The sequence below is a fragment of the Streptomyces rubrogriseus genome (assembly GCF_027947575.1).
Taxonomy (GTDB): Bacteria; Actinomycetota; Actinomycetes; order Streptomycetales; family Streptomycetaceae; genus Streptomyces; species Streptomyces rubrogriseus.
On the sequence record NZ_CP116256.1, the window covers coordinates 2,666,478 to 2,691,342 of the forward strand.

General features: G+C 72.7%; 23 protein-coding genes. 13 read left to right on the top strand and 10 right to left on the bottom strand.

Annotated features, from left to right (window positions below):
- Positions 1-30: 30 nt before the first annotated feature.
- The 4 genes from hisG to Sru02f_RS11875 all read left to right on the top strand — a co-directional run bounded on the left by hisG (position 31) and on the right by Sru02f_RS11875 (position 3,972).
- Positions 31-888, top strand: a complete 858-nt coding sequence (gene hisG, locus Sru02f_RS11860; RefSeq protein WP_109034038.1) for an ATP phosphoribosyltransferase — start codon at positions 31-33, stop codon at positions 886-888.
- A 37-nt stretch (positions 889-925) separates the two neighbouring features.
- The gene (locus tag Sru02f_RS11865) at positions 926-1,396 is read left to right on the top strand and encodes a PH domain-containing protein (RefSeq protein WP_109034040.1); all 471 of its coding nucleotides are present in this window, start codon (positions 926-928) and stop codon (positions 1,394-1,396) included.
- Between the two features lie 204 nt (positions 1,397-1,600).
- Positions 1,601-2,932: a hemolysin family protein gene (locus Sru02f_RS11870; protein WP_109034042.1), complete on the top strand. Its 1,332-nt coding sequence runs from the start codon at positions 1,601-1,603 to the stop codon at positions 2,930-2,932.
- Positions 2,929-3,972, top strand: a complete 1,044-nt coding sequence (locus Sru02f_RS11875; RefSeq protein WP_109034044.1) for a hemolysin family protein — start codon at positions 2,929-2,931, stop codon at positions 3,970-3,972. The genes Sru02f_RS11870 and Sru02f_RS11875 overlap by 4 nt, the downstream gene beginning before the upstream one ends.
- A gap of 107 nt (positions 3,973-4,079) precedes the next feature.
- Here the strand turns inward: Sru02f_RS11875 and Sru02f_RS11880 are convergent, their stop codons facing one another.
- Together Sru02f_RS11880 and Sru02f_RS11885 are read right to left on the bottom strand one after the other, a co-directional pair.
- Complete coding sequence (locus Sru02f_RS11880; protein ID WP_109034045.1) at positions 4,080-5,936, bottom strand: AAA family ATPase; 1,857 nt, start codon at positions 5,934-5,936, stop codon at positions 4,080-4,082.
- Positions 5,937-6,365: 429 nt separating this feature from the next.
- Positions 6,366-6,986, bottom strand: coding sequence for a uridine kinase family protein (locus Sru02f_RS11885; RefSeq protein WP_164273702.1), 621 nt, complete (start codon positions 6,984-6,986; stop codon positions 6,366-6,368).
- A gap of 183 nt (positions 6,987-7,169) precedes the next feature.
- Here Sru02f_RS11885 and Sru02f_RS11890 point away from each other — a divergent pair, with 183 nt between their 5' ends.
- The 3 genes from Sru02f_RS11890 to Sru02f_RS11900 all read left to right on the top strand — a co-directional run bounded on the left by Sru02f_RS11890 (position 7,170) and on the right by Sru02f_RS11900 (position 9,567).
- On the top strand, positions 7,170-8,561 hold the full coding sequence (locus tag Sru02f_RS11890) for a peptidase C39 family protein (protein ID WP_167469730.1): 1,392 nt from the start codon (positions 7,170-7,172) through the stop codon (positions 8,559-8,561).
- Positions 8,562-8,679: 118 nt separating this feature from the next.
- Positions 8,680-8,823 carry an SCO1431 family membrane protein gene (locus Sru02f_RS11895; RefSeq protein WP_109034050.1) on the top strand — a complete coding sequence of 48 codons (144 nt, stop codon included), beginning with the start codon at positions 8,680-8,682 and terminating at the stop codon, positions 8,821-8,823.
- Positions 8,824-8,904: 81 nt separating this feature from the next.
- The gene (locus tag Sru02f_RS11900; protein WP_109034051.1) at positions 8,905-9,567 is read left to right on the top strand and encodes a TetR/AcrR family transcriptional regulator; all 663 of its coding nucleotides are present in this window, start codon (positions 8,905-8,907) and stop codon (positions 9,565-9,567) included.
- Positions 9,568-9,645: 78 nt separating this feature from the next.
- Here the strand turns inward: Sru02f_RS11900 and Sru02f_RS11905 are convergent, their stop codons facing one another.
- Complete coding sequence (locus Sru02f_RS11905; RefSeq protein ID WP_109034053.1) at positions 9,646-10,899, bottom strand: glycoside hydrolase family 18 protein; 1,254 nt, start codon at positions 10,897-10,899, stop codon at positions 9,646-9,648.
- Between the two features lie 414 nt (positions 10,900-11,313).
- Here Sru02f_RS11905 and Sru02f_RS11910 point away from each other — a divergent pair, with 414 nt between their 5' ends.
- Complete coding sequence (locus Sru02f_RS11910) at positions 11,314-12,489, top strand: acyl-CoA dehydrogenase (RefSeq protein WP_109034055.1); 1,176 nt, start codon at positions 11,314-11,316, stop codon at positions 12,487-12,489.
- Here Sru02f_RS11910 and Sru02f_RS11915 read toward each other — a convergent pair.
- A complete protein-coding gene (locus Sru02f_RS11915) occupies positions 12,452-12,769 on the bottom strand; it encodes a hypothetical protein (RefSeq protein WP_003977398.1) in 318 nt (105 codons plus the stop codon). The genes Sru02f_RS11910 and Sru02f_RS11915 overlap by 38 nt on opposite strands.
- Positions 12,770-12,933: 164 nt before the next feature.
- Positions 12,934-13,371, bottom strand: a complete 438-nt coding sequence (locus Sru02f_RS11920; RefSeq protein WP_003977399.1) for a hypothetical protein — start codon at positions 13,369-13,371, stop codon at positions 12,934-12,936.
- Between the two features lie 267 nt (positions 13,372-13,638).
- Here Sru02f_RS11920 and Sru02f_RS11925 point away from each other — a divergent pair, with 267 nt between their 5' ends.
- The 4 genes from Sru02f_RS11925 (at position 13,639) to fxsA (ending at position 17,810) form a co-directional block, all read left to right on the top strand.
- On the top strand, positions 13,639-14,079 hold the full coding sequence (locus Sru02f_RS11925; RefSeq protein WP_104633953.1) for an Lrp/AsnC family transcriptional regulator: 441 nt from the start codon (positions 13,639-13,641) through the stop codon (positions 14,077-14,079).
- An 89-nt stretch (positions 14,080-14,168) separates the two neighbouring features.
- The gene (locus tag Sru02f_RS11930) at positions 14,169-15,773 is read left to right on the top strand and encodes an amidohydrolase (RefSeq protein ID WP_167469732.1); all 1,605 of its coding nucleotides are present in this window, start codon (positions 14,169-14,171) and stop codon (positions 15,771-15,773) included.
- 524 nt (positions 15,774-16,297) lie between these two features.
- Complete coding sequence (locus Sru02f_RS11935) at positions 16,298-17,179, top strand: polyprenol monophosphomannose synthase (RefSeq protein WP_109034140.1); 882 nt, start codon at positions 16,298-16,300, stop codon at positions 17,177-17,179.
- A 46-nt stretch (positions 17,180-17,225) separates the two neighbouring features.
- On the top strand, positions 17,226-17,810 hold the full coding sequence (gene fxsA / locus Sru02f_RS11940; protein ID WP_109034059.1) for an FxsA family membrane protein: 585 nt from the start codon (positions 17,226-17,228) through the stop codon (positions 17,808-17,810).
- 113 nt (positions 17,811-17,923) lie between these two features.
- Here the strand turns inward: fxsA and Sru02f_RS11945 are convergent, their stop codons facing one another.
- From Sru02f_RS11945 to yczE, 4 genes are all read right to left on the bottom strand, one after another.
- Complete coding sequence (locus tag Sru02f_RS11945) at positions 17,924-18,298, bottom strand: RNA polymerase-binding protein RbpA (protein ID WP_003977404.1); 375 nt, start codon at positions 18,296-18,298, stop codon at positions 17,924-17,926.
- Positions 18,299-18,575: 277 nt separating this feature from the next.
- On the bottom strand, positions 18,576-19,931 hold the full coding sequence (locus Sru02f_RS11950; RefSeq protein ID WP_109034060.1) for an MFS transporter: 1,356 nt from the start codon (positions 19,929-19,931) through the stop codon (positions 18,576-18,578).
- Positions 19,932-19,981: 50 nt separating this feature from the next.
- On the bottom strand, positions 19,982-20,749 hold the full coding sequence (locus Sru02f_RS11955; protein ID WP_109034062.1) for a glycerophosphodiester phosphodiesterase: 768 nt from the start codon (positions 20,747-20,749) through the stop codon (positions 19,982-19,984).
- Positions 20,746-21,396 carry a membrane protein YczE gene (yczE, locus tag Sru02f_RS11960; protein ID WP_244941915.1) on the bottom strand — a complete coding sequence of 217 codons (651 nt, stop codon included), beginning with the start codon at positions 21,394-21,396 and terminating at the stop codon, positions 20,746-20,748. Before yczE ends, Sru02f_RS11955 begins: the two co-directional genes overlap by 4 nt.
- Before the next feature lie 101 nt (positions 21,397-21,497).
- Between yczE and Sru02f_RS11965 the strand changes: the two genes are divergently transcribed.
- Positions 21,498-22,997, top strand: coding sequence for an SCO1417 family PLP biosynthesis transcription factor (locus Sru02f_RS11965; RefSeq protein ID WP_109034065.1), 1,500 nt, complete (start codon positions 21,498-21,500; stop codon positions 22,995-22,997).
- A gap of 107 nt (positions 22,998-23,104) precedes the next feature.
- Here Sru02f_RS11965 and Sru02f_RS11970 read toward each other — a convergent pair whose 3' ends face one another.
- Positions 23,105-24,865: a hypothetical protein gene (locus tag Sru02f_RS11970; protein ID WP_109034067.1), complete on the bottom strand. Its 1,761-nt coding sequence runs from the start codon at positions 24,863-24,865 to the stop codon at positions 23,105-23,107.

Here is a 24,865-nt window from a genome sequence, read left to right on the forward strand (position 1 = left end):
CCACCCCTTCACACAAAGGAAGCCGACCTCATGCTGCGCATCGCCGTCCCCAACAAGGGTTCCCTGTCAGGCCCCGCGGGGGAGATGCTGCATGAGGCCGGCTACCAGCAGCGGCGCGAGTCCAAGGAGCTGCGGATCGTCGACCCGACCAACGAGGTCGAGTTCTTCTACCTCCGCCCCCGCGACATCGCGATCTACGTCTCCTCGGGCAAGCTCGACATCGGCATCACCGGCCGCGACCTGCTGGTCGACTCCGGCGCCCACGCCGAGGAGATCCTCCCGCTCGGCTTCGCCCGCTCCACCTTCCGCTTCGCCGGCAAGCCCGGCACCGCCACCGGCATCGACGACCTCAAGGGCCGCACCGTCGCCACCTCCTACGAGGGCATCGTCGCCGCCCACCTGGCCGACCGGGGCGTGGACGCCTCCGTCGTCCACCTGGACGGCGCCGTCGAGACCGCCATCGAGCTCGGCGTCGCCGAGGTCATCGCGGACGTCGTGGAGACCGGCACCTCCCTGCGCAACGCGGGCCTCGAGGTCTTCGGCGAGCCCATCATGAAGTCCGAGGCCATCGTGATCCGCCGCTCGGACGCGGAGCCCGACGAGACCACCGAGCCCAAGGTCCAGCAGTTCCTGCGCCGCCTCCAGGGCGTCCTGGTGGCCCGGACCTACGTGATGATGGACTACGACTGCCGGGTGGAGCAGCTGGAGAAGGCCGTCGCCCTCACCCCCGGCCTGGAGTCCCCGACCGTGTCCCCGCTGCACAACGAGGGCTGGGTCGCCGTCCGCGCGATGGTCCCGGCCAAGGAGGCCCAGCGGATCATGGACGACCTGTACGAGATCGGCGCCCGGGCCATCCTGACCACGGCCATCCACGCCTGCCGGCTCTGACCCGCCGCCGCCCCAGGAGCACGCCCGGAGCCACGCCATGCCCGACACCTCGCCGGAACACCTGCCGGCCCTGCCCGTCACCTTCCGTCCCGGACGCACCCGTGCCGTCCTGATCGTCCTCGCGGTCGTCACCTTCGTGACCGTCACGGTGCTCGGGATGGTGCTGGCCGGCCTCGGCCCGGGGGAGCGCCTCAGCTTCGTGCTGACGGCACTCCTCCTGGCGGGCGTGCTGCTCCTGCTGGCCCGGCCCCGGGTCGACGCCGACGAGACGGGTGTCACGGTCGTCAACCTGACCGCCAGGCGCCGCCTCGCGTGGCCCGAGATCCTCCGGGTCAACCTCCGTCAGGGCGACCCCTGGGTCTTCCTCGACCTCAGCGACGGCACCAGCCTGCCCGCGCTCGGCATCCAGCCCGGCATCGCCAAGCAGCAGGCCCTCGCCGACGCACGTGCCCTGCGCGACCTCGTGGAGGCCCGTTCCGGCGCGCTCCCCGAGGCACCGCGTGACTAGACGCGGCGCCGCCGACCCTGCCGCGGGCCCCCTTTTCGTGATTAATCTGGGAACGAGGACGCGGACGTCGCGTCCTCGCCCCCGTCGCTCCGCCCGGTGCGCGGGGTTCCTGCTACCCGAGGAGTGACTCCCTCCGGCGATGGACGGACCGTCCTGCAGTATCTGCGCCGCCCCCTGCTGTGACACCCCACAGGCGGCGGCCTCATGACCACCCCCCTGCTGCTCCTCGCAGCCGCGTTCCTGCTGATCCTCGCCAACGGCTTCTTCGTCGCGGCCGAGTTCGGCCTGGTGACCGTCGAACGGCCGGACGCCGAACAGGCCGCCGCGGCCGGCGACCGGCGCGCCCACCGGGTCGTCGAGTCCCTCAAGGAGCTGTCCTTCCAGCTCTCCGGCACCCAGCTCGGGATCACCATCACCTCGCTGGTCGTCGGCATGCTCGCCGAACCGGCGCTGGCCCGGCTGCTCGACGGCCCGTTCACGGCCGCCGGCGTCCCCGACGGCGCCGTGTCCGGCGTGTCGGTCGTCGTCGGCATGCTGCTGGCCTCCGCCGTGCAGATGGTGATCGGCGAACTGGTGCCCAAGAACTGGGCGGTCTCCAAGCCGCTCCAGGTCGCGCGCTTCGTCGCCGGACCCCAGCACGCCTTCGCCCGGCTCTTCCACCCGGTGATCGCCGCGCTCAACACCGTGGCCAACCGCCTGGTCCGCACGCTGGGCATCGAACCCGCCGAGGAACTGGCCTCCGCCCGCACCCCCGGCGAACTGGTCTCCCTGGCCCGGCACTCCGCCCGGGCCGGCGCCCTGGAACAGGACACCGCCGACCTCTTCGTACGGACCCTCTCCCTCGGCGAACTGACCGCCCAGCACGTCATGACCCCCCGCGTGAAGGTCAGCGCCCTGCACTCCTCGGCCACCGCCGAGGACGTCGTCAACCTGACCCGCGCCACCGGCCTGTCCCGCTTCCCCGTCTACCGGGAGAAGATCGACGAAATCGTCGGCATGGTCCACCTCAAGGACGCCCTCGCGGTCCCCGTGCACGACCGGCTGCGCACCCCGGCCGGCCGGATCGCCCGCCCCGCGCTGCTCGTCCCCGAGTCCCTGCCCGTACGGCCACTGCTCACCCGCCTGCGCAGCGAGCAGCCCATCGCGGTCGTGGTCGACGAGTACGGCGGCACGGCCGGCGTCGTCACCCTGGAGGACATCGTCGAGGAGATCGTCGGCGAGGTCCGCGACGAGCACGACGGCCTCGACGCGCCCGAACTGGCCCCCGCCCCGCCCGAGGACGGCCGCCCGGCCTGGGACGTCGACGGCAGCTGCCGCGTGGACGCCCTGCGCCGCGTCGGTCTGGACGCCCCCGAGGGGCCGTACGAGACCGTGGCCGGACTCGTCGCCGATCTGCTCGGCCGCATCCCGGCCGTCGGCGACCGCGCCGAGCTGCCCGGCTGGCGGCTCTCGGTCCGCCAGGTCGGCCACTACCGCGCCGAGCGGATACGCCTGGTGCGCACTGCCGCGGTCTCCGCCCTGGAGGCCGCCCGATGAGCGTCCTGCAACTCCTCTTCGCCGCACTGCTCGTGCTCGCCAACGGCTTCTTCGTCGGCGCCGAGTTCGCGCTCGTCTCCGTGCGCCGCAGCCAGATCGAACCGCTCGGCACCACTCGCGCCCGGCAGGTGCTGTACGGCCTGGAACGGCTGCCGCAGATGATGGCCGCCGCCCAGTTCGGCATCACCGTCTGCTCGCTGACCCTCGGCGCGGTAGCCGAGCCGACCGTCGCGCACCTCCTGGAGCCGGTCTTCGAGTGGATCCACCTGCCGCACGGCATGATCCACCCGCTCGGCTACGTCATCGCGCTGGCCGTCGTGGTCTTCTGCCACCTGGTCATCGGCGAGATGGTCCCGAAGAACCTGGCGATGGCCGCCCCCGAGAAGGCCGCGCTGTGGCTCAGCCCCGGCCTGGTCGCCTTCGCCCGCCTGTGCAGGCCGATCACCGTCGCGCTCGGCGCCTGCGCCCAGGGCATCCTGAGGCTCTTCCACGTCGAGCCCAAGGACGAGGTCGAGGCCGTCTTCACCAGCGAGCAGCTCAACCGGCTGGTGGAGGACGCCGGCCAGGCCGGGCTCCTCGACCCGGAGGAGCAGGAACGCCTCGAGGACGCCCTGGAACTGGGCTCCCGCCCGGTGACGGACGTACTCCTCCCGCGCGAGTCCCTGGTGACGGTCAGCCCCTCGGTCACCCCCGGGGAGATCGTCGCGCTCACCGCCCGCACCGGGTACTCGCGCTTCCCGATCGCGGCGGACCAGGGCGCCTTCATGGGGTACCTGCACGTCAAGGACGTCCTCGACCTGGAGGAGTCCGACCGCGCCGTCCCCCAGCACCTGTGGCGCCCGATGACCACGCTGCGCCCCGAGCTGCCCCTGGACGACGCCCTCACGGTGATGCGCCGCGCGGCCACCCACCTGGCCCAGGTCACGGACGCGTCGGGCCGGATCCTGGGCCTGGTCGCCCTGGAGGACGTACTGGAACTACTGGTCGGCGAGGTAAGCGACCCGGCCCACAGAAACAGAGAGGTAACCCTGGCCACCTGACCGCGGGCAGACGTGCCTCCCCCCCCCCCGCTCGAGCGAAGCCGAGAGTGGGGGGCACCCCGCAACGCCGGGCCGCCTCCCCACCCCCCCCGCACCGAGGCTCGGCCCTACACAGCCGACGGCCCACCCGGCCCGCGCCCCGACAGCACTTCCCCATACGCCTGCATCAGATCCGGCAACCGCAACGTCGCCAGATCGTCCCGGGTCAACGCCCCCGGATACACGGACAACCGCAGATCCCGGTACGCACAGCTCTTCTCGTACAGCGTCCGCAGAAACCGCCCGTTCCCCAACTCGTCGATCCACCCCTGATCCACCACGTGCCCGGCGATCGACCGCAACTCGTCGAGGGCCTCCTCGTCCCACACGTCACCGTTCTCCGCCGCGAGCACCTCACCGATCGAGGTCAGCTCCAGCGGCCGGTACGACGGGAAGTCCACCCGTGTCGTGAAACGCGAGGACAGCCCGGGATTGGCGCCCAGCAGCCGGTCCATGCCCTCCGGATAGCCGGCCAGGATCACCACCAGGTGGTCCCGGTTGTCCTCGGCCCGCTTCAGCAGCACCTGGAGTGCCTCGTCGCCGTACGCGTCGCCCTTGCCGTACCCGGAGTTGGACAGGGAGTACGCCTCGTCGACGAAGAGGACACCGCCGAGGGCGGAGTCGATCAGCTCGTTCGCCTTCACCGCGGTCTGGCCCAGGTACTCGCCGACCAGATCCGCCCGCTGCGCCTCCACCAGGTGGTCGCCGCCGAGCAGTCCGAGGGCGTAGAAGACCCGGCCCAGGATGCGGGCCACGGTGGTCTTGCCGGTGCCGGAGGGGCCGGAGAAGACGAAGTGACGTTTGGGCGGCTGCACGGGCAGGCCCTGCCCGGCCCGCAGCCGCGCCATGTTCAGCTGCGCGGACAGCGCCTTGACCTGGCGCTTCACCGGTTCCAGGCCCACCATCCGCTCCAGTTCGGCGAGCGCCTCCTCCAGCAGTGCCGGATCGGTGGGCCCGCTGGGCAGGGACGGGTCGGGTCCGCCCGCCTTCTCGCGCACCGACGGCCCGCCGAGCGGGGGCAGCGGGGCGGACAGCGCGGGTTCCGGGGCGGAGACCTTGACGCCGCGCTCCTCGGTGCCGAACAGAGGGTCGAGCCCGTCCAGGCCGTCCGTCCCCGCACCCGTCTGCGCGTACCCCGTGAGGTCGGCCGGGTCGTCGTAGCCGTCGCCCTCGGCGATCGCGGCCAGCCGGGCCGAGGTGTCCATGAATGCGGGGTCGACGCGGTGCACCGCCCGGTACAGCGGGAGCGCGGCGGCGCTGCGCCCGGTGCCCTCGTGGGCCCGCGCCAGCCAGTAGCGCAGCTCCTTGCGCTGCGGCTGCTCGCTGCGGCACCGCATCAGGGCCGCCGAAAGGAGCGGTTCGGCCTGCCCGTACATCTCCAGGCGGACCCGGGCCATGCCGCTGAACAGCCCCGCCTCGATGCCCAGTAAGGGGTCGCCGAGCAGTGGGTCGGTGTGCCGGACGAGCTGTTCCCAGTCCTTGACGAGGTAGGCGCGGCACGCGTGCAGGAAGCGGACCTGCGGGTCGGAGTCCACCGGTGGCAGCCCGGCCAGGGCGCGGTCCAGCTCCGGGACGTGCCGGCCGTCCAGCCAGTGCGAGGCGTGCGCCAGCAGCAGGTCGCGCGGGTTCTCCAGCACCGGCTGCACCCACCAGCCCAGCCAGTACCAGGAGTTGAGCGTCCGGCGGTGGCGGGCCCGCTGCTCGCCGAAGCGGTCGCGGTTGCGGAACATTCGCAGGAGCGCGTTCGTGGTGTCGACGCGCAACGCGTGCAGTCCCAGCCAGCCGTCGGCCATCGTGGGATCGATCCGCACCGCCGCCCGGAACTCCTCCTCCGCCTGCGGGTAGGCCCCCATGGTGTAGGCGTCCACGCCGCGCAGCCAGGCGAGTTCGGCCGGGGCCTGTGGGCCCTGCGTGCCGAAGTCCATCACGTCCCCCACCTACCGTGCCCCCGTCGGTATGCCACCGAGCCGTCGCTCGTCGGCCGCTTCGGCCAACGGCTGTACCGCGGACCGGAGTTGCAGGTGCGTGCGGCAATCTCCCGTAGGTCGCACCGAGGGCATCGTACCCGCGGCGGTCATTCCTCCGAAGGGTGCGGGAGGGGTCGTTCCGCGAGGTGGGAGCGGACGGAGCGCGCGACCCGACGGTGACCGTGGGTGAGCATTCGGCGTCGCGCAGGAGCCGGAAGGCGTGCCCAGGGCAGAACGAAGCCCCCGGTCACGGGGGAACAACCGGGGGCTTCGCGTCTGTCGGCGGCTTCGAACTACCGCACATTCAGAACGTAAGACCTGTACGGCCCCTGGGTCAAGCGAAGTTGGGGCACGTCGACGGGGTGCCGGGTCGCGATCTTCACGAGTTCAACACACTGCGGAAGGTCCGTCACTCTGTGTCAGGAAGTGGGCTCCGGAGGTGCTTCCCGCCGGCCCCGGCAGTACCTCGTACCCCTGTTCGCGCTGTCGCACCAGAAGGTGCGCGAAGGGGCGCGAGGGGTCCTCGGCGAAGTGCCGGCGCTCGGCCGGGATCCACCCGTCCCAGAACGTCCGCTGTTCCGCTCCGTCGCGCGCCCGTCCGCGCGCCCACGCCCGCTCCGCGGGCAGGTCCATCCACAGGAGTCCGGCCAGGTGCGGCCGCAGCGCCCCGCGCCCGGCGCCGACGCCCTCGACCAGGACCACCGGAGCGGGCTCCAGGGCGAGCGACGCCCCGAACCGCCGGGTCCGCCAGTCGTACGGCGCGTAGTGCGCGGTCTCACCGCGCCCCAGCGGCTCGATCACCTGGGCGAGCAGTCGCGCGGTCCAGCCGAACAGCTCGTCGTGACTGGCGATGTCGTCGAGGTGTAGCACCGGCGCACCGCCCAGTCCGGCCGCCAGCCGCCCGGCGAACGTGGACTTGCCGGACCCGGCGTGTCCGTCGACGGCGATCAGACGTACGGGCCCGCAGGAGGGGGGAAGCCGGCGGAGCCGGGCTGCGAGGTCGAGGATGGCGTGTCCCGGGGTGGCGCGGGGTGGACGTGTGCAGTCGCACTCTAACCAGTGGTCGACACCAATATTGGTGGCGTGGCGTGCGTGGAAGTGCTGGCAGGAGCGGGCACCTGCGGCCATAGTTGGCGCACGACCGTGCAACGACGGACCCGCCCGACCCGGACACCTGGGGGTCTCCCGCTCATGAGCAGAGTCGAACAGCCGTCCCGCAGAGCCCTGCTGGCCGCAGCCGTCGCCGCGGCCGCCGTGACGGGCGGAGCGATCCCGGCGACCGCCCGGGCCGCATCCCGCGCGGGTGCCGGCGGTGGCGCCGCGGGCCCCGACCGCGACGGCGCCCGGCGGCCGGTGGACTACCGGGCCTGGACCACCCTCGGCGACTGGCGGCGCGGGACCGTGCGCGGTGCCCGGCCGGTCGCGGGCGCCCGCCCGGGCGTCGTGATCGGTGCCCCGGCCGGCACCGTCGACTACGCCGACCCGCACACCGGCACCACCGCGGCCTGGGAGTACGCGACCTGGACCTCACCCGTCCACCGGCTCGCGGTGCCCTCGACGGAGGTCATCGCCTCCTGGAACGCGCACACGCCGGGCGGCACCTGGATCCAGGTCGAACTGAAGGGCACCTACTCCGACGGCACGGACACGCCCTGGTACGTGATGGGCCGCTGGACGGCCGGCGACGGCGAGCAGGACATCAGGCGGACCTCGGTCGACGACCAGGGCGACGGCAAGAGCAGCATCTGGACCGACACCTTCTCCATCGACGACGCCTCCACCGGTCTGCGCCTGGTCTCCTACCGGCTCCGGCTCACCCTCCACCGCCGCAAGGGCACCCGGAGCACGCCCACCGTCTGGCGGCTCGGCGCGATGGGCTCGGACGTCCCCGACCGCTTCACCGTGCCCGCCTCCACCCCCGGGTACGCCGGGGAACTGCGCGTCCCGCGCTATTCGCAGGAGATCCACAAGGGCCAGTACCCGGAGTACGACAACGGCGGCGAGGCCTGGTGCAGCCCCACCTCCTCGCAGATGATCATCGAGTACTGGGGCGGCCGCCTCACCGAGGACCAGCTCGCCTGGGTCGACCCCTCCTACGCCGACCCGCAGATCTGCCACGCCGCCCGGTACACGTACGACAACCAGTACGAGGGCTGCGGCAACTGGCCCTTCAACGCCGCCTACGCCGCCACCTTCAAGGGACTGCAGGGCGTGGTCACCCGCCTCGGCTCCCTCACCGACCTGGAGACGCTGATCGCGGCCGGCATCCCGGCCATAACGTCCCAGTCGTTCCTGGAGGAGGAGCTGACCGGATCGGGGTACGGCACCTCCGGCCACCTGATGACCGTGATCGGCTTCACCGCCGACGGCGACGTGATCGCCAACGACCCGGCCTCGGACGACAACGACGCCGTGCGCCGGGTCTACAAGCGGCGCGAGTGGGAGAACATCTGGCTCAGGACGAAGCGGTACAACGCCAGTGGCAAGGTCGTCTCCGGCACCGGCGGTGTCTGCTACCTGTACTTCCCGGCCCACCCCGGCCCGCGTCAGCGCAAGGCCCTCGCGGCGGTGGGCGTGCGCTGAGCGGCCCGGACCGGACCCTGTGACCAAGCTCTCGGCCGCAAAAGCCGCTCACGGTGGCAAGGTGGACACCGTGAGCGGGGGGACTCCGCCCAGCCGAAGCCGAGATCAGCGAGAAGCCATGACCGCACACAGCGCAGCCGCCACCCGTGTCCGTACCGGCGGCCCCAAGGACGACGACGGCCCGAAGATCCTGGAACACGTCATGGGCTGGACCCTCGTCGTGGTGATCGCGATGCTCGTGGTTCAGCTGGGCCTGCTGTGAGTGACCCGGGTGTGACCTGCCCCACGACCCGACCTGCCATACTGCGGAGGTCCCGCCGCCCGTAGGAGACCAGGGTCGAAATTGAATATCAGTCAACAACCTGCCGACGCCCGTCCCAGGGCACGCGGCACCGAGCGCTCGGCGGCACGCCGCGCCGAACTCATCGCCATCGGGCGGAGGTTGTTCGCCGACACGTCCTACGACGCGCTCTCGATGGACGACATCGCCCGCCAGGCGCATGTCGCCAAGGGGCTGATCTACTACTACTTCCAGTCCAAGCGGGGCTACTACCTGGCGATCATCCAGGACTCCGTCGCGGGCCTCGTCACCACCGCGGCGCGCGGCACCGAACTGCCGCAGGTGGACCGCGTCCACCGCACCATCGACGGCTATCTGCGCTACGCCGAGCACAACCAGGCCGCCTACCGCACCATCGTCAGCGGGGGAGTCGGCTTCGACGCCGAGGTGCACGGCATCCGGGACGGGGTGCGTGAGGCCATCGTCGCCACCATCGCCGAAGGGGCGTACGGCCGTTCGGACATCGGTCCGCTGGCCCGCATGGGCCTGCTCGCCTGGGTGTGCAGCGTCGAGGGCGCCACCCTGGACTGGATCGGCCGGCCCGAACTGCCCCGCGAGACCATGCGCGAACTGCTGGTGAAGTCGCTCGGCGGCACGCTGCGCGCCATCGAGGAACTGGACCCCGGCTACCCGGCCCCGGCCCCGGCCCGCCGCGACGACGCCTGACGACCGGGACGACGCAGACGAAGGGGCGGAAACCCGAGCAGGTCCCCGCCCCTTCGCCCCCCGTACGCGCCAGGTGGTTCAGTCGATCGCCTTGATCAGCTCACCGTTCGCGGTGTCGCCGCTCAGCTCCCAGAAGAAGGTGCCGCCGAGACCCTGCTCGTTCTTGTACGCCATCTTGGTGGCGATGGTCTGCGGGGTGTCGTAACTCCACCAGTCGCTGCCGCACTTGGCGTACGCGGTGCCGCCCACCGTGCCGGTCGCGGGGCAGCTGCTCCTGAGCACCTTGTAGTCCTCGATGCCGTTCTCGTACGTGCCCTTCGCCGGGCCGGTCGCGGTGCCGCCCGGCTCCGACTGGGTGACACCGGTCCAGCCGCGGCCGTAGAAGCCGAGGCCGAGCAGGAGCTTCGAGGGCGGGACGCCGAGCCCCTTGAGCTTCGCGATCGTCGCCGAGGTGTGGAAGTCCTCCTTCGGAATGCCGGAGTACGAGGTCAGCGGCGAGTGCGGAGCGGTCGGTCCGGTGGCGTCCCAGGCGCCGAAGAAGTCGTACGTCATCGGGTTGTACCAGTCGACGTACTGCGCGGCCCCGGCGTAGTCCGCCGCGTCGATCTTGCCGCCGGCCGTGGCGTCGGCCGTGATCGCCGCGGTGACCAGGTAGTCCTGGCCGAACTTGGCGCGCAGGGCGCTCATCAGCTTCGGGAAGGCGTCCCGGCCGCTGGTGTCGCAGCTGAGGCCGCAGGCGTTCGGGTACTCCCAGTCGATGTCGATGCCGTCGAAGACGTCGGCCCACTTGGAGTTCTCGACCAGGTCGTAGCAGGACTGCGCGAACGCCTCCGGGTTCTGCGCGGCCTGCGCGAAGCCGCCGGACCAGGTCCAGCCGCCGAACGACCAGAGGATCTTCAGGTCGGTGTGCTTCTTCTTCAGCTTGAGCAGCTGGTTGAAGTTGCCCCGCAGCGGCTGGTCCCAGGTGTCGGCGACGCCGTCGACGGAGTCGGCGGCGGTGTAGGCCCGGTCGGTCGCCGCGTAGGCGTCGCCCATGGCGCACTTGCCGCCGGTGACGTTGCCGAACGAGTAGTTGATGTGGGTGAGTTTGTCGGCGGAGCCCGACGACTCGATGTTCTTGACGTGGTAGTTGCGGTCGTAGACGCCCCATTCGGTGAAGTAGCCGACGACCTTGGACCCGGCCGCGGCCTGCGCGGCGGGTGCCTCGGCCTGCGCGGCGGTGGCCGTGGCGGGGCCGGCCCCGGCCAGCAGCCCGGCGCCGAGGGCGACGGTGCACAGGGCGGAGAACAGCGTCCGGATGGGGCGGACGCGGGGGAGGTGCGGGACGTGCATCGGGTGTCTCCTCGTGGGGGGGATGAGGGAAACGCGCGCCGATTGGCATGAACGCGGTAATGCGCTCGGTCCGTCACCGTAGGAGGACTAGACCAGTGTGGTCAATGGTTCGGACCATTCTCGGGCCGTGAAGCAGGATTCCTGCCGGACACCTGCCGGTTTCCTGCCGGAATCCCGCCGGAATCCCGTCCCTCGCAGGCCCGGTCGGGGCCATTCTCGGAATTCTTTGAGTAAGCGGTCGTTAACTGGTGACTCCATGCCTCCGATCGGGCATACTCACAGCGCACAGCCGCTGGTCAGCCGCTTCCGCGACCCGGGAGTGCGAGCATCGGCCAGGCCCGAACGACCCGGCGGAGCCGCCTCCACCCAAGGCGCACGTCCGCCGATGTGCCCGACAGGGAGGAGAGCGTCGCCATGCCCGACCGCGCCCCGCAGCCGGTGGACCGGCAACTGCCCACGGACGAGGCACGGGACCTGATCTCGCTCGTCCGCGACATCGCGCAGCGTGAGATCACCCCGAGCGCGGCCGAGGAGGAGGACGCCGGACGCTTCCCGCGCGAGGTCTTCACCCTCCTCTCCGACGCGGGCCTGCTCGGACTGCCCTACGACGCCGAGTTCGGCGGCGGGGAGCAGCCGTACGAGGTCTACCTCCAGGTCCTCGAGGAACTGGCCGCGGCCCGGCTCACCGTCGGCCTCGGCGTCAGCGTGCACACGCTCGCCTCCTACGCGCTCGCCACGTACGGCACCAAGGAGCAGCAGGCCGAGCACCTGCCGGCGATGCTCGGCGGCGGCCTGCTCGGCGCCTACTGCCTCTCCGAGCCCGCCTCCGGCTCCGACGCCGCCTCGCTGCGCACCAAGGCCGTGCGCGAGAGCGGCGGAGACTGGGTGGTCACCGGCACCAAGGCGTGGATCACGCATGGCGGCATCGCCGACTTCTACACCGTCATGGCGCGCACGGGCGAGGACGGACCGCGCGGCATCACCGCGTTCCTGGTGCCCGCCGACGCCGAGGGGCTGAGCGCCGCGGTGCCGGAGAAGAAGATGGGGCTCAAGGGCTCGCCCACCGCACAGGTCCACCTCGACGGCGTGCGGGTCCCCGACGCCCGCCGCGTCGGCGACGAGGGGCAGGGCTTCGCGATCGCCCTGTCCGCGCTCGACTCCGGCCGGCTCGGCATCGCCGCCTGCGCGATCGGCGTGGCCCAGGCGGCGCTGGACGAGGCGCTGTCCTACGCGGCCGAGCGCAGACAGTTCGGCAAGCCGATCGCCGACTTCCAGGGGCTGCGCTTCATGCTTGCCGACATGGCGACGCAGATCGAGGCGGGCCGGGCGCTGTACCTGACGGCGGCCCGCCTGCGCGACGCCGGGCTGCCGTTCGCCAAGCAGGCCGCCATGGCCAAGCTGCACTGCACCGACACGGCGATGCGGGTCACCACCGACGCCGTGCAGATCCTCGGCGGGTACGGCTACACCGCCGACTTCCCGGCCGAGCGGTACATGCGCGAGGCGAAGGTGCTGCAGATCGTCGAGGGCACCAACCAGATCCAGCGGATGGTCATCGCCCGTCACCTCGCGGGTCCCGAGGAGCGCTGAGGTCGGCGGCGACGGCGAAGTCGCCGCCGCCGCGGAAGTCGCCGGTGGTGAAGAAGTCGCCCGTGGCGAAGAAGTCCCCGAGGCCGCGCGGGGGTTCCGCGAGCCTGACCCACTCCGGGTCATGGCGTCCGGGCAGGGTGCGGCCGCCGTCGGCCCAGGTCCGCATCAGCTCACGGTAGATCGGCGGGTCCGGGATCTGCGGGGCCGGCGGAACCGGCCCCGCGGGCACCGGCACGAACACGCGGCGCCGACTCCCGGTCGACGAGTACGTGGGGGTCATACCCCGGCAACGCGGCGAAGTGCGGACAGGTCACCGGCGAAGGCAATCGAGCGTGAGTTCGTGGGCGTCCGCCACCGACCCGCGCCACGGCATCCTGCGGGCCGCGGCGCGGGCGGGGTGACGGAATGGGTGGGCGAGGCCCCCGAACCGGGCGCTCGGGGGCCTCAGGCCGCTTCGCGCCGCATCGTCGGCACCCGCATCGGGCGCGAGCCCGGTCCGCCGACGTGGGAGAAGGGCTGGGTCCGCCAGTCGAGGCCCCGGGGGAGCGTCAACAGCAGGGCGGTGTCCTGCTCGTGGGGCCGGAACGACTCGTCCGCGGGACGCGCCTCGGTGGCCCTGCGGCCGGTGCCGGCGCAGACCGTGAGCCCGAACGGGTTCCACGGGGAGGCGCACAGGGCGTGCTCCGGCAGCGTCTCCTCGTCCGCCAGCAGGGCGATGGGCTGCGCGCAGTCCGGGCAGAGCACCCGGTACATCTCGAAGGTGTCGTAGGCGTCGAGTTCCTCGTCGTCGAAGGCGTCGGGTTCGACGCCCTCCGATACGGGCTCGACGACCGGCTGCTGCCGCTTGGGCGTGGTACGACCAGGGCGCTTAAGACTCTGCATGGGATTCTCCCCCTCGGGCTGGGTCGTGACGGCACTGCGGCCTCGACCACAGCAAGCACTTCCCGTCCCCCCTCCGGGGTAATCACGAAGACATCACGGAGAACGTTCAACCAGTGTGGTCTTCGTCACATGCCGCTCGCAGATGCCCCGTGCGGTGCGTTTGTCCCCGCCCGGGCGCCGTTCGGCGACCCGTCACATCACGAACGGGGCATGACCCGCACTGCGCTGGTGTCCGAGGAGGTCAACGGCACTGTAGGTTCTTGCGCCATGGAGGAGCTGGACCGACAGATCGTGCAGCTGCTCGTCAAGGACGGGCGGATGAGCTACACCGACCTGGGCAAGGCCACGGGCCTGTCCACGTCGGCCGTGCACCAGCGGGTGCGGCGGCTGGAACAGCGTGGCGTCGTCCGCGGTTACGCCGCGGTCGTCGACCCGGAGGCCGTCGGGCTGCCGATGACCGCCTTCATCTCGGTGAAACCGTTCGACCCCAGCGCCCCCGACGACATCGCGGACCGCCTCGCCGGGGTCCCCGAGATCGAGGCCTGCCACAGCGTCGCGGGCGACGAGAACTACATCCTCAAGGTCCGGGTGGCCACCCCGCACGAGCTGGAGGAACTGCTCGCCCGGGTCCGCTCCCTCGCCGGTGTCTCGACCCGTACCACCGTGGTCCTCTCCACCCCCTACGAGTCCCGTCCGCCGCGCATCTGACGGCGCCCGCGCGGGAGCGCGGGGCCACGGCCGCGCGCCCGGCCGCCCCGGCTGCCGGGCGGCCCCCGCGAGGGGCGAGACTGGTGTCCATGAGTGAGTCCACTACCCCGTCCTCGACCGTCCTGCTGCGCCGCGGCGAGGTCCACAGTCCCGCGGACCCGTTCGCGACGGCCATGGTCGTCGAACGCGGCCAGATCGCCTGGGTCGGCTCGGAGGGCGCCGCGGACGCCTTCGCGGACGGGGTCGACGAGGTGATCGACCTGGACGGCGCCCTCGTCACCCCGGCATTCACCGACGCACACGTGCACACCACCGCCACCGGCCTCGCCCTCACCGGGCTCGACCTGTCCGGCGCCCCCACCCGCGAGGCGGCCCTCGCCCTCGTACGGGACTTCGCCGCCGCCCGCCCGGACGACCGGGTGCTCCTCGGTCACGGCTGGGACGCCGCCCGCTGGCCCGACGGGCAGCCGCCCGCGCGCGCCGAGCTGGACGCCGCGACCGGCGGCCGTCCCCTCTACCTCAGCCGGATCGACGTCCACTCGGCCGTCGTCACCACCGCCCTGCTCGACCTGGCGCCCGGTGACCTCGCGCGCGGGGACGGCCCGCTCACCGGCGAGGCCCACCACGCCGTACGCGCCGCGGCCCTCGGGGCCGTCACCCCCGCCCAGCGCGCCGGCGCCCAGCGCGCGGCCCTCGCGCACGCCGCCTCCCTCGGCATCGGAACCGTTCACGAATGCGCAGGCCCGGACATCTCCTCCGAGGACGACCTGACCGGCCTGCTGCGCCTGTCCGCCGAGGAGTCCGGGCCGCGGGTGATCGGCTACTGGGCCGAGCAGGACGTCGACAAGGCACGGGAGCTGGGCGCCGTCGGGGCCGCCGGAGACCTCTTCGTCGACGGCTCCCTCGGCTCCCACACCGCCTGCCTGCACCAGCCCTACGCCGACGCCGGCCACACCGGCACCGCCCACCTGGACGCCGCCGCCGTCGTCGCCCACGTCGTCGCCTGTACCGAGGCGGGCCTCCAGGCGGGCTTCCACGCCATCGGCGACGCCGCCGTGAGCGCCGTCGTGGAGGGAGTGCGCGCCGCCGCCGACAAGATCGGCCTCGCCCGCGTCCGGGCCGCCCGCCACCGGATCGAGCACGCCGAGATGCTCACCCCCGAGACGGTCGCGGCCTTCGCCGAACTGGGCCTCACCGCCTCCGTGCAGCCCGCCTTCGACGCGCTCTGGGGCGGCGAGGACGGCATGTACGCCCGGCGCCTGGGCGCCGAGCGGGCCCGCACGCTCAACCCCTTCGCCGCCCTGCTGCGCGCCGGCGTGCCGCTCGCCTTCGGCTCCGACAGCCCGGTCACCCCCCTCGACCCGTGGGGGACCGTCCGGGCCGCCGCCTTCCACCGCACCCCGGAGCACCGGGTCTCCGTCCGCGCCGCGTTCACGGCGCACACGCGGGGCGGCTGGCGGGCGATCGGCCGCGACGACGCGGGTGTCCTGGTGCCGGGTGTGCCGGCGGACTACGCCGTGTGGCGTACCGGCGAACTCGTGGTCCAGGCCCCGGACGACCGGGTGGCCCGCTGGTCGACCGACCCGCGCTCCGGCACCCCCGGCCTGCCCGACCTCACCCCCGGCCGGGACCTGCCCCTCTGCCTGCGTACCGTGGTGGGCGGCCGGACGGTCTTCGTACGGCCGGGCGAGTGATCTCCACGGCCGACGGGGCGATGATCTTCGCGCGGCCACGACCTGCGTCTCCTCCGCGCTGACCTGCGCATTGACATCAAAGGTGCAGGTGGAACGACTGTTGACAGGCGACGGCGGGGGGCCGGTAGGTTCGGCCGGGTCCACCACCGGACGCCCGACCGGGGAACCTTCCGCACACGCGTCGCGGCGCCGCTGAGTCAGGGACGGTGTGCCGCACCGGGGCACCGCCACTGGGAGCCAGGCTCAGTGCCCGCACCGCGACGAGGGAACGTTCCGGCCGGTCGGGAGGTGTGACCCGGGTGGGGCCCGGGCGCTCAGTAGACAACGGCCTGGGCCGATCCGCAGCCGGCGGGTCCCGGGCCGGCCCGAAGGGCGCCGGGCCCCCATCCGTCGCACAACGGCCTGAATCGGCCATCCCTACCCCGGTTCCGGGAAAACGACACCACCGTACGGCCGTCCTGTCGCGTCGGCGCAGGCCGCGGCGATTATGGTGGTCCTCTGTGTACGGACACGAAGGGGCAGTGGTGAACGACGGCGACGGGACGCCCGCGGCTGCGGCGCGGGAGAGGCGGTTCGGCCCGCTGGGCACGGCCCTGGTGATCATTCCGACCTACAACGAGGCGGAGAACATCAAGGCGATCGTCACGCGTGTGCGCGAGGCCGTCCCCGAGGCACACGTTCTCGTGGCCGACGACAACAGCCCCGACGGCACCGGCAAGCTCGCCGACGAGCTGGCGGCCGCGGACGACCACGTCCAGGTCATGCACCGCAAGGGCAAGGAGGGGCTGGGCGCCGCCTACCTCGCCGGCTTCCGCTGGGGCCTGGAGCACGGCTACGGCGTGCTGATCGAGATGGACGCCGACGGTTCCCACCAGCCCGAGGAACTGCCCCGGCTGCTGACCGCCCTCAAGGGCGCCGACCTCGTCCTCGGCTCGCGCTGGGTGCCCGGCGGCCGGGTGGTCAACTGGCCCAAGTCCCGCGAGATCATCTCGCGCGGCGGCAGCATGTACTCGAGGATCGCGCTCGACCTGCCGCTGCGCGACATCACCGGCGGCTACCGCGCCTTCCGCCGCGAGACCCTGGAGGGGCTCGGCCTCGAGGAGGTCGCCTCCCAGGGGTACTGCTTCCAGGTCGACCTCGCCCGCCGGGCGATCAAGGCCGGCTATCACGTCGTGGAGGTGCCGATCACGTTCGTCGAGCGGGAGCTCGGCGACTCCAAGATGAGCCGCGACATCCTGGTGGAGGCCCTGTGGCGGGTCACCACGTGGGGCGTGGGGGAGAGGGTCGGCAAGGTGCTCGGCCGCGACAGGCAGTCCGGCACGGCGGCCGACGGGCAGACGGCTTCGGGTGACAAGTCGACAGATTCCCCCGACGCGTCGGCGAAGGCGTCCGACGCCAAGGCCTGACCGCCCTCTTATGCCGCACTGAGCCGGGGCCAGGCACACTGGGAGTATGACGACTGGCGCTCAGACCCCCAGGTCCCCCGCCCGGCCTCCGCGCTCCCGGCTGCGCACCTTCCTGCCGCTGGGCGCCGCCGCCTGGCTGGTGCTGGAGATCTGGCTGCTGACCGTGGTCGCGGGGGCGACCAGCGGTTTCGTGGTCTTCCTGCTCCTGGTCGCCGGTGTCGTCCTCGGCTCCATGGTCATCAAGGCGGCGGGCCGCCGGGCCTTCCGCAACCTCACCGAGACGCTCAACCAGCAGCAGTCGGCCATGCGGACGGGCGTGCCGCCCGAGGCCCGCCCGGGCAGCGAGGGCAACGGCCTGATGATGCTGGGCGGGCTGCTGCTGATCCTGCCCGGTCCGATCTCGGACGTACTAGGCCTGCTCATGCTGCTGCCCCCGGTGCAGAAAGGCGTCAGCCGCTACGCCCAGCGGACGGTGGAGCGCAAGCTCCGCGACGCCGGGCCCGGCACCCTGGGCGACGCCTTCCGCCAGGCCCGGATGCAGCACTCGGACGGCAAGGTCGTCCAGGGCGAGGTCATACGGGACGACCCGGACGACACCCCGCAGGACCCGCGCCCACCGCTGACGCGCTGAGTCCGCGGTCCGGGCCCGGTCCGGCACGGCACGGCAAAACCGCGGGTGCCGTACATGAAGTCCATGTACGGCACCCGCGGTTTTTGTTCGGTTGTGTCGCCTACGGTTTCCCGCTACGCACTCTTGCGGCTGTCTCGCGGATGGACCGCGATGTTCATAGCGCCGGAGCGCAGAACGGCCAGCCGCTCCTCGAGGACCTCTTCGAGTTCCTCGCGGGTGCGTCGCTCCATCAGCATGTCCCAGTGCGTACGCGCGGGCTTGGCCTTCTTCTCCTCAGGGCCGTCGCCGTCAACCAGGAGTGCCTGGGCCCCGCAGACCTTGCACTCCCACTCCGGCGGGATCTCCGCCTCGACCGAGAAGGGCATCTCGAACCGATGCCCCTTCTCGCATGCGTACTCCACGGCCTGGCGCGGGGCCAGGTCGATGCCGCGGTCCGTCTCGTAGCTGGTCACCACGAGGCGCGTGCCGCGAAGAGCTCGCTCACTCATGAATCGTGCCTCCCGGGCTTGTCGCCCACAGGACAGGTGTCGCTGTCGTCGTCATCCGGTCAACGTCCGGGCGGCGGTAAAGATTCCCGTCCCGACTCCCGATCCGGGCCCTGCGTCGCCGTCGCAGCCGCAGCCTTGCAACCAGTGCAGTACCCGCCGACGTCCGGTTTGTCACCTCTGCTGGCAGATGTGACATAGCGATTCGGCACCTTTGACGCGCAGTAACGGTACGCCTGGCAGGCCAAACGCGTACACTACAGCCCTTTCGCGCCGAGTGCTAAATCCTTTCGGGTACCGGGTTGCCCGCGTCGCCGATCGCCCGCCGCACCGGGACCCGCGCGAGCAGCACGAAGCCGATGACGAAGAAGGCCACCAGCGAGATGATCGCGTCCCGGTAGCTCCCGGTCAGCTGGTAGGTCAGCCCGAAGAGCAGCGGCCCGAGCCAGCTCATCCCGCGGTCGCTCAGCTCGTACGCCGAGAAGTACTCCGCCTCCTTGCCCGGCGGAACCAGGTGGGAGAACAGGGAGCGGGACAGGGCCTGGCTGCCGCCCAGGACGAGCCCGATCCCGGCGGCCAGCACGAAGAACCACCCCGGCGCCCCGGCCGGCAGGAAGTACCCGGCCGCGAGGGTCACCGTCCAGGCGACCAGCGACCCGAGGATCGTGCGTTTGGCCCCGTACCTCCGGGCCAGCCGGCCGAGCGCCAGCGCGCCCACCACCGCCAGCACCTGGACCAGCAGCACCGCCACGATGAGCGTGGACTGTCCGAGGTCCAGTTCCTCGGAGCCGTAGACCGAGGCCTGGGAGATCACCGTCTGGATGCCGTCGTTGTAGACCAGGTACGCCAGCAGGAAGGCCAGCGTCAGCGGGCGGCGGCGCATGTCGCGGACGGTCGCCGCGAGCTGCCGGAAGCCGGGCAGCGCCGCCTCCCGTGCCGCCGCGCGCCGGTCGCGCAGCCGTCGGAGCGGAATGAGCGCGAAGGCGCCCCACCACAGTCCCGCCGACGCCAGACAGATGCGGACCGCCGCGCTCTCGCTCAGTCCGAAGGAGTCGTGGCCGGTGTAGAGGACCAGATTGACGATCAGGACCAGGGAGCCGGCCGCGTAGCCGAAGGCCCAGCCGCGGGAGGAGACCGCGTCGCGCTCCTCGGGCGGGGCGATCTGGGGCAGGTAGGAGTTGTAGAGCATCATGGCGACCGACTGCGCGGCATTGGCGACGACCAGCAGCAGGCCGCCCAGCAGGTAGCGGTCGCCGTCGAGGAAGAACATGGCGGTCGTGGCCGCGGCCCCGGTGTACGCGGCGGCGGCCAGCAGCGGCTTCTTGCGCCCCGAGCGGTCGGCCGCCGCGCCCACCAGGGGCATCACCAGCACCGCGACGATCACCGACAGCGACACCGAGTACGCGAAGAACGACCCGGCGCGCACCGGTATGCCCAGCGGGTGGACGTACCCGTCCGCGTCCGCCGCCGACTCCGCGACCGAGGTGAGATAGGGCCCCAGGAACACGGTGAGCACGCTCGTCGAGTAGACGGAGCACGCCCAGTCGTAGAAGTACCAGCCACGCTGCTCGCGCCGCCGTTCGGCGGCCGGGTCGGCCCCGTCCGCCGCATCCGTCCGCAGGGTGTCGGTGCCCACCGTGCCCTCGCTTCCCCGTGAACGCGCACCGTCCCCGGGGTGCGGCCGGGTCATCCCCAGGCGCCGCGGTCCTCCATGACCTTGCGCAGTGTGTCGATGTGATCGGTCATGATGCCATCCACCCCCAGGTCCAGAAGCCGGTGCATGCGGTCCGGATCGTTCACCGTCCAGACGTGCACCTGCAGCCCGCGCGCGTGTGCGGCCCGCAGGAAGCGGTGATCCACCACCGGGACGCCCGACTGCGTCTCGGGAACCTGCGCGGCCACCGCCGAGCGGCGCAGCGGGAACGGCACGCCCCAGGAACGCAGCCGCAGTCCGAGGACGCCGCGGGTGCCGTACGAGGTGGCCAGGCGCGGGCCGGCCAGCCGCTGGGCGCGGACCACGCGCGCCTCGGAGAACGAGCCGACGCAGATCCGGTCCCAGGCGTTGTGCCGTCCGATCAGCTCCAGGAGCGGCTCCAGGGCCGGCTCCGCCTTCACGTCGACGTTCCAGCGCACCCCGGGGAAGGTCTCCAGGAGCTCCTCGAAGAGCGGCACCGGTTCCTCGCCCGCCACGCGCGCGTGGCGCACGTTCTCCCACGGCAGGTCGGCGATCCGCCCGGCCCCGTCCGTCACCCGGTCCAGGGTCCCGTCGTGGAAGGCGACCAGCTTCCCGTCCCGCGTGGCGTGCACGTCGGTCTCGATGTACCGGTAGCCCGCCCCGACGGCCCGGCGGAACTGCCGCAGCGTGTTCTCCAGGCCGTCCGCCGCCCCGCCCCGGTGGGCGAAGGCGATGGGGCCCGGATGGTCGAGGTAGGGGTGGCGTATCGGGGTGGTCACCGACGCAGTATCGCGCGCCGGGGTTGACCGGCGGCAACCACCGTGCTGCCGTCCGGTGCCTCCGGCACGGCGAACGCGCGCAGGAACACCTGGGCGAGCGGGCCGATCGACACGGCGTAGAGCAGGGTGCCGAGGCCCACCGTGCCGCCGAGCGCGAAGCCCGTCACCACGACAGTGATCTCGACGGCGGTCCGCACCAGCCGCACCGAGAGCCCCGTGCGCTGGTTCAGCCCCGTCATCAGGCCGTCCCGGGGGCCCGGGCCGAAGCGCGCGGCGATGTACAGCCCGGTCGCCGCGCCGTTCAGGACGATGCCCGCCACCATCGCGGCGATCCGCAGCGTCCAGCCGTGGGCGTCCGGCACGACGCTCAGCGTGGCGTCCATCGCGGCGCCGATCACGAGCACGTTGGAGACGGTGCCGAGGCCCGGCCGCTGGCGCAGCGGGATCCACAGCAGCAGGACCAACGCGCCCACGACGGTCAGCACCACGCCCATCGACAGCCCGGTGTGCTCCGCCAGGCCCTGGTGCAGCACGTTCCACGGTTCGAGGCCGAGCCCGGACCTGACCAGCAGCGCCGAACTCGCCCCGTACAACACCAGGCCGCCGTAGAGCTGGATCAGCCGCCGTGCGAGTCGCTTCTCGGACAAAAGGTGCCCCCTGGGTGGTGGTAGTGGACTGCCACATGACACCCTGTGGCTTCAGAAGAAGAGTCAACCATGGCCAATTCGGGGAAGGTGGACTGATTTCCATGGCGCAGTGGACCTCGGCCGTGGGGGCGGGGCAGCTCGCGCGGCTGCTCGGCTCCCAGCAGGACCGCCCGGCCGGGCCCGGCACGCGCCGTCCGCCGGCCTACCGCGCGCTCGCCGACGGCATCCGGCTGCTCGTCCTCGAGGGCCGCGTCCCGGTCGCCGCCCGGCTGCCCGCCGAACGCGAACTTGCCCTCGCCCTGACCGTCAGCCGGACCACCGTCGCTGCCGCCTACGAGGCGCTGCGGGCCGAGGGCTTCCTGGAGTCCCGGCGGGGGGCGGGCAGCTGGACCGCGGTTCCGGCCGGGAACCCGCTGCCCGCGCGCGGACTCGAGCCGCTGCCCCCCGAGGCGCTCGGCTCGGTGATCGACCTGGGATGCGCGGCGCTGCCCGCGCCCGAGCCCTGGCTCACCCGCGCGGTGCAGGGCGCCCTCGAGGAGCTGCCGCCGTACGCGCACACCCACGGCGACTACCCGGCCGGCCTGCCCGCGCTGCGCGCGATGATCGCCGAGCGCTACACCGCGCGGGGCATCCCCACCATGCCCGAGCAGATCATGGTGACCACGGGGGCGATGGGCGCCATCGACGCCATCTGCCACCTCTTCGGCGGGCGCGGCGAGCGGATCGCCGTGGAGTCCCCGTCCTACGCCAACATCCTCCAGCTGATGCGCGAGGCCGGGGCCAGGCTGGTGCCCGTCGCGATGGCCGAGGGCCTCACCGGCTGGGACGTGGATCGCTGGCGCCAGGTGCTGCGCGACGCCGCGCCCCGGATCGCCTACGTCGTCGCCGACTTCCACAACCCCACCGGTGCGCTCGCCGACGACGACCAGCGGCGACGGCTGGTCGACGCGGCCCGCTCGGCGGGGACGGTGCTCGTCGCCGACGAGACGATGAGCGAGCTGTGGCTGGACGACGTCGAGATGCCGCGCCCCGTGTGCGCCTTCGACCCGGCCGGGTCCACCGTGATCACCGTCGGCTCGGCGAGCAAGGCCTTCTGGGCCGGGATGCGCATCGGCTGGGTCCGCGCCGCGCCCGACGTGATCCGCAGCCTGGTCGCCGCACGGGCGTACGCCGACCTGGGCACACCGGTGCTGGAGCAGCTCGCCGTGAACTGGCTGTTCAGCACCGGAGGCTGGGAGCAGGCCGTGACGGTGCGCCGCGAGCAGGCCCGGCAGAACCGGGACGAGCTGGTGGCGGCGGTGCGTCGGGAGCTGCCCGACTGGGAGTTCGAGGTGCCCCGCGGTGGGCTCACCCTCTGGGTGCGCACGGGGGGGCTGTCGGGATCCCGGCTCGCCGAGGCGGGGGAGCGGGTGGGCGTCCGCGTCCCGTCCGGGCCGCGCTTCGGGGTCGACGGTGCCTTCGAGGGGTACGTCCGGCTGCCGTTCACGGTCGGCGGCGCGGTCGCCGAGGAGGCGGCGGTACGACTGGCCGCGGCGGCCCGGCTGGTGGAGAGCGGCGGCGTCGGGGGCGGCGGAGAGGCACCGCGGACGTTCGTGGCCTAGGGCCTTTCGGGCTCGGCTGCCGGGGGCTCCGGGAGGGACGTGGGCCGGACGGTGGAGAGGCGGCGGGGGCCGGGACGGGCGGTGGGGGCGTCGTCCCGGCCGGGGCGTCAGGAGGTCTCCGCCGCGACCGCGTCGGCGGGAACCGTCTCAGCGGGCGCGGCTTCGGCCGGCGTCCCGGCCGTCGCCTTCTCCGCCGTCACCGTGTCCGGCTCCGTCTCCGCGGTCGCCTCCGGCTCGCTCGCGACCACGTGGACCGGGGTGCCCTGCTTCTCCATGGAGACGGCCTTGGCCTTCGCCCCGGCAGCCTCCACCTCCGCCTCGGCCTCCGGGGGGAGGGGCGCCTGCTCCCCGTCCGCCGGTGTCGTGCGCGGGGGGAGCAGGTCGAGCACCGCCTGCCGGTGGGCCTCGCTCGTCGCGTCGTCGTAGGGGTCCGGGGTGGCCGGGACCTGGAGGCGATGCACCGGGCCGGTGCCGATTCGGGCGTACCCCCGGCCGGGCGGTACCTGGTCGAGCGGAGTGGTGTGCGGGGGAGCACCCAGCGCGTTCGCCAGTTCGTCCGCGGTGGCCGGGCCGAGCACGACACGCGCGCGCGTGTGCTGCCGTACGGCGTCGGTGAGGCTGTCGAGGGCGTCGAGCTGGTCGGCGACGACCACCGTCACGTTCGCCGCCCGGCCGTGCCGCAGGGGGACCTGGAGCAGGGTCTGCGGGTCGCGGCGCCCGCCCGTGTCGGCGAGGTGCGTGAACGCGGTCGGACGGTCCAGGAAGACCCACAGGGGCCGCCGGGTGTCGTCCGGTGCCGCCAGGCCCTCCTGACGGGCCCGGTTCACGGCGATCAGCCGCCGCTCCGTCTCCGCGGCGGCCCACTCCAGGCTGGTCAGCGCGCCGGTGAGGCCGCACTCCACGGCCAGGACGCCGTCCCGGCCGACCAGGCAGGCGTACTCCCCGGTGCCCCCGCCGTCCACGATCAGCAGGTCGCCGTGGTGCAGCGCCTGGAGGGCGACCGAGCGCAGCAGGGTGGACGTGCCGGTGCCGGGCTGCCCCAGGACCAGCAGGTGGGGCTCGGTCGAGCGGATGCCGGTGCGCCAGACGACCGGCGGTACGTCCCGCTGCTCCACGCCGTGGGTGAGCGGGAGCGTGCGCTGGACGCGCGTCGGGTCGGTGAAGCCGAGGACGGTCTCGCCGGGCGCCGTCACGAAACGCTGGGCGGCGATGTCGGTCGGGAGCGCCGCGAGCACGTCGACGGAGAGGTGGTTGGCCTCCTCGTCCCAAGTGAAGCGGTACTCCCGGCCCCGGCCGGACTTCGCGGTGAGCAGGTGCTCGATCCGGGCCCGGGACTCCGCCTCCCCGTCGGTGAAGTAGGCGGGGTAGCGGATCACCAGGTGGGCGACGCGCCCGTCCTCGTCGAACTCGTGGGCGGGGAACGCCTTCTCCCAACCGCCGCCGTGGGCGTACAGGGGGTCGGGGTCCTCCGCGATGGAGAAGTACGGGACCAGCGCCTCGTAGAGCGACTGCAGGCGCCTGGTCCGGGTGTCGTCGGTGCCCTCGGGCGCCGCCGGGGTGCGTTCCCTGCCCTGCCAGGCTGCCGCCGCCATCAGGACGATGACGGCGAGCAGCGGGCCGTACGGCACGAGCGCCACGACCAGGACCACCGAGGCCACCAGGAACAGCAGCGCGCCGCGCCGGTCCCTGGGGGTCTCGGTCCATCTGCGCGTCCCGGCCGCGGCCAGTCGGCGCAGACCGCGAGCGATCGTGATCAGCGGCTGGAGGACGTCGGTGGCGCTGTCGGCCGCCGTCCGGGCCAGCTCCCGGCTCCGGGCGAGCTGTGCGCCGCCGTTGCTCAGAATGCGGGGGAGGGGCCGCCGGGCCAC

What these genes read in the sequence shown, in the direction of transcription:
- hisG (WP_109034038.1), top strand. Translation starts at nt 31, where the DNA reads ATGCTGCGCATCGCCGTCCCCAACAAGGGTTCCCTGTCAGGCCCCGCG.
- Sru02f_RS11865 (WP_109034040.1), top strand. Translation starts at nt 926, where the DNA reads ATGCCCGACACCTCGCCGGAACACCTGCCGGCCCTGCCCGTCACCTTC.
- Sru02f_RS11870 (WP_109034042.1), top strand. Translation starts at nt 1,601, where the DNA reads ATGACCACCCCCCTGCTGCTCCTCGCAGCCGCGTTCCTGCTGATCCTC.
- Sru02f_RS11875 (WP_109034044.1), top strand. Translation starts at nt 2,929, where the DNA reads ATGAGCGTCCTGCAACTCCTCTTCGCCGCACTGCTCGTGCTCGCCAAC.
- Sru02f_RS11880 (WP_109034045.1), bottom strand. Translation starts at nt 5,936, where the DNA reads ATGGACTTCGGCACGCAGGGCCCACAGGCCCCGGCCGAACTCGCCTGG.
- Sru02f_RS11890 (WP_167469730.1), top strand. Translation starts at nt 7,170, where the DNA reads ATGAGCAGAGTCGAACAGCCGTCCCGCAGAGCCCTGCTGGCCGCAGCC.
- Sru02f_RS11895 (WP_109034050.1), top strand. Translation starts at nt 8,680, where the DNA reads ATGACCGCACACAGCGCAGCCGCCACCCGTGTCCGTACCGGCGGCCCC.
- Sru02f_RS11905 (WP_109034053.1), bottom strand. Translation starts at nt 10,899, where the DNA reads ATGCACGTCCCGCACCTCCCCCGCGTCCGCCCCATCCGGACGCTGTTC.
- Sru02f_RS11910 (WP_109034055.1), top strand. Translation starts at nt 11,314, where the DNA reads ATGCCCGACCGCGCCCCGCAGCCGGTGGACCGGCAACTGCCCACGGAC.
- Sru02f_RS11915 (WP_003977398.1), bottom strand. Translation starts at nt 12,769, where the DNA reads ATGACCCCCACGTACTCGTCGACCGGGAGTCGGCGCCGCGTGTTCGTG.
- Sru02f_RS11920 (WP_003977399.1), bottom strand. Translation starts at nt 13,371, where the DNA reads ATGCAGAGTCTTAAGCGCCCTGGTCGTACCACGCCCAAGCGGCAGCAG.
- Sru02f_RS11925 (WP_104633953.1), top strand. Translation starts at nt 13,639, where the DNA reads ATGGAGGAGCTGGACCGACAGATCGTGCAGCTGCTCGTCAAGGACGGG.
- Sru02f_RS11930 (WP_167469732.1), top strand. Translation starts at nt 14,169, where the DNA reads ATGAGTGAGTCCACTACCCCGTCCTCGACCGTCCTGCTGCGCCGCGGC.
- fxsA (WP_109034059.1), top strand. Translation starts at nt 17,226, where the DNA reads ATGACGACTGGCGCTCAGACCCCCAGGTCCCCCGCCCGGCCTCCGCGC.
- Sru02f_RS11945 (WP_003977404.1), bottom strand. Translation starts at nt 18,298, where the DNA reads ATGAGTGAGCGAGCTCTTCGCGGCACGCGCCTCGTGGTGACCAGCTAC.
- Sru02f_RS11965 (WP_109034065.1), top strand. Translation starts at nt 21,498, where the DNA reads ATGGCGCAGTGGACCTCGGCCGTGGGGGCGGGGCAGCTCGCGCGGCTG.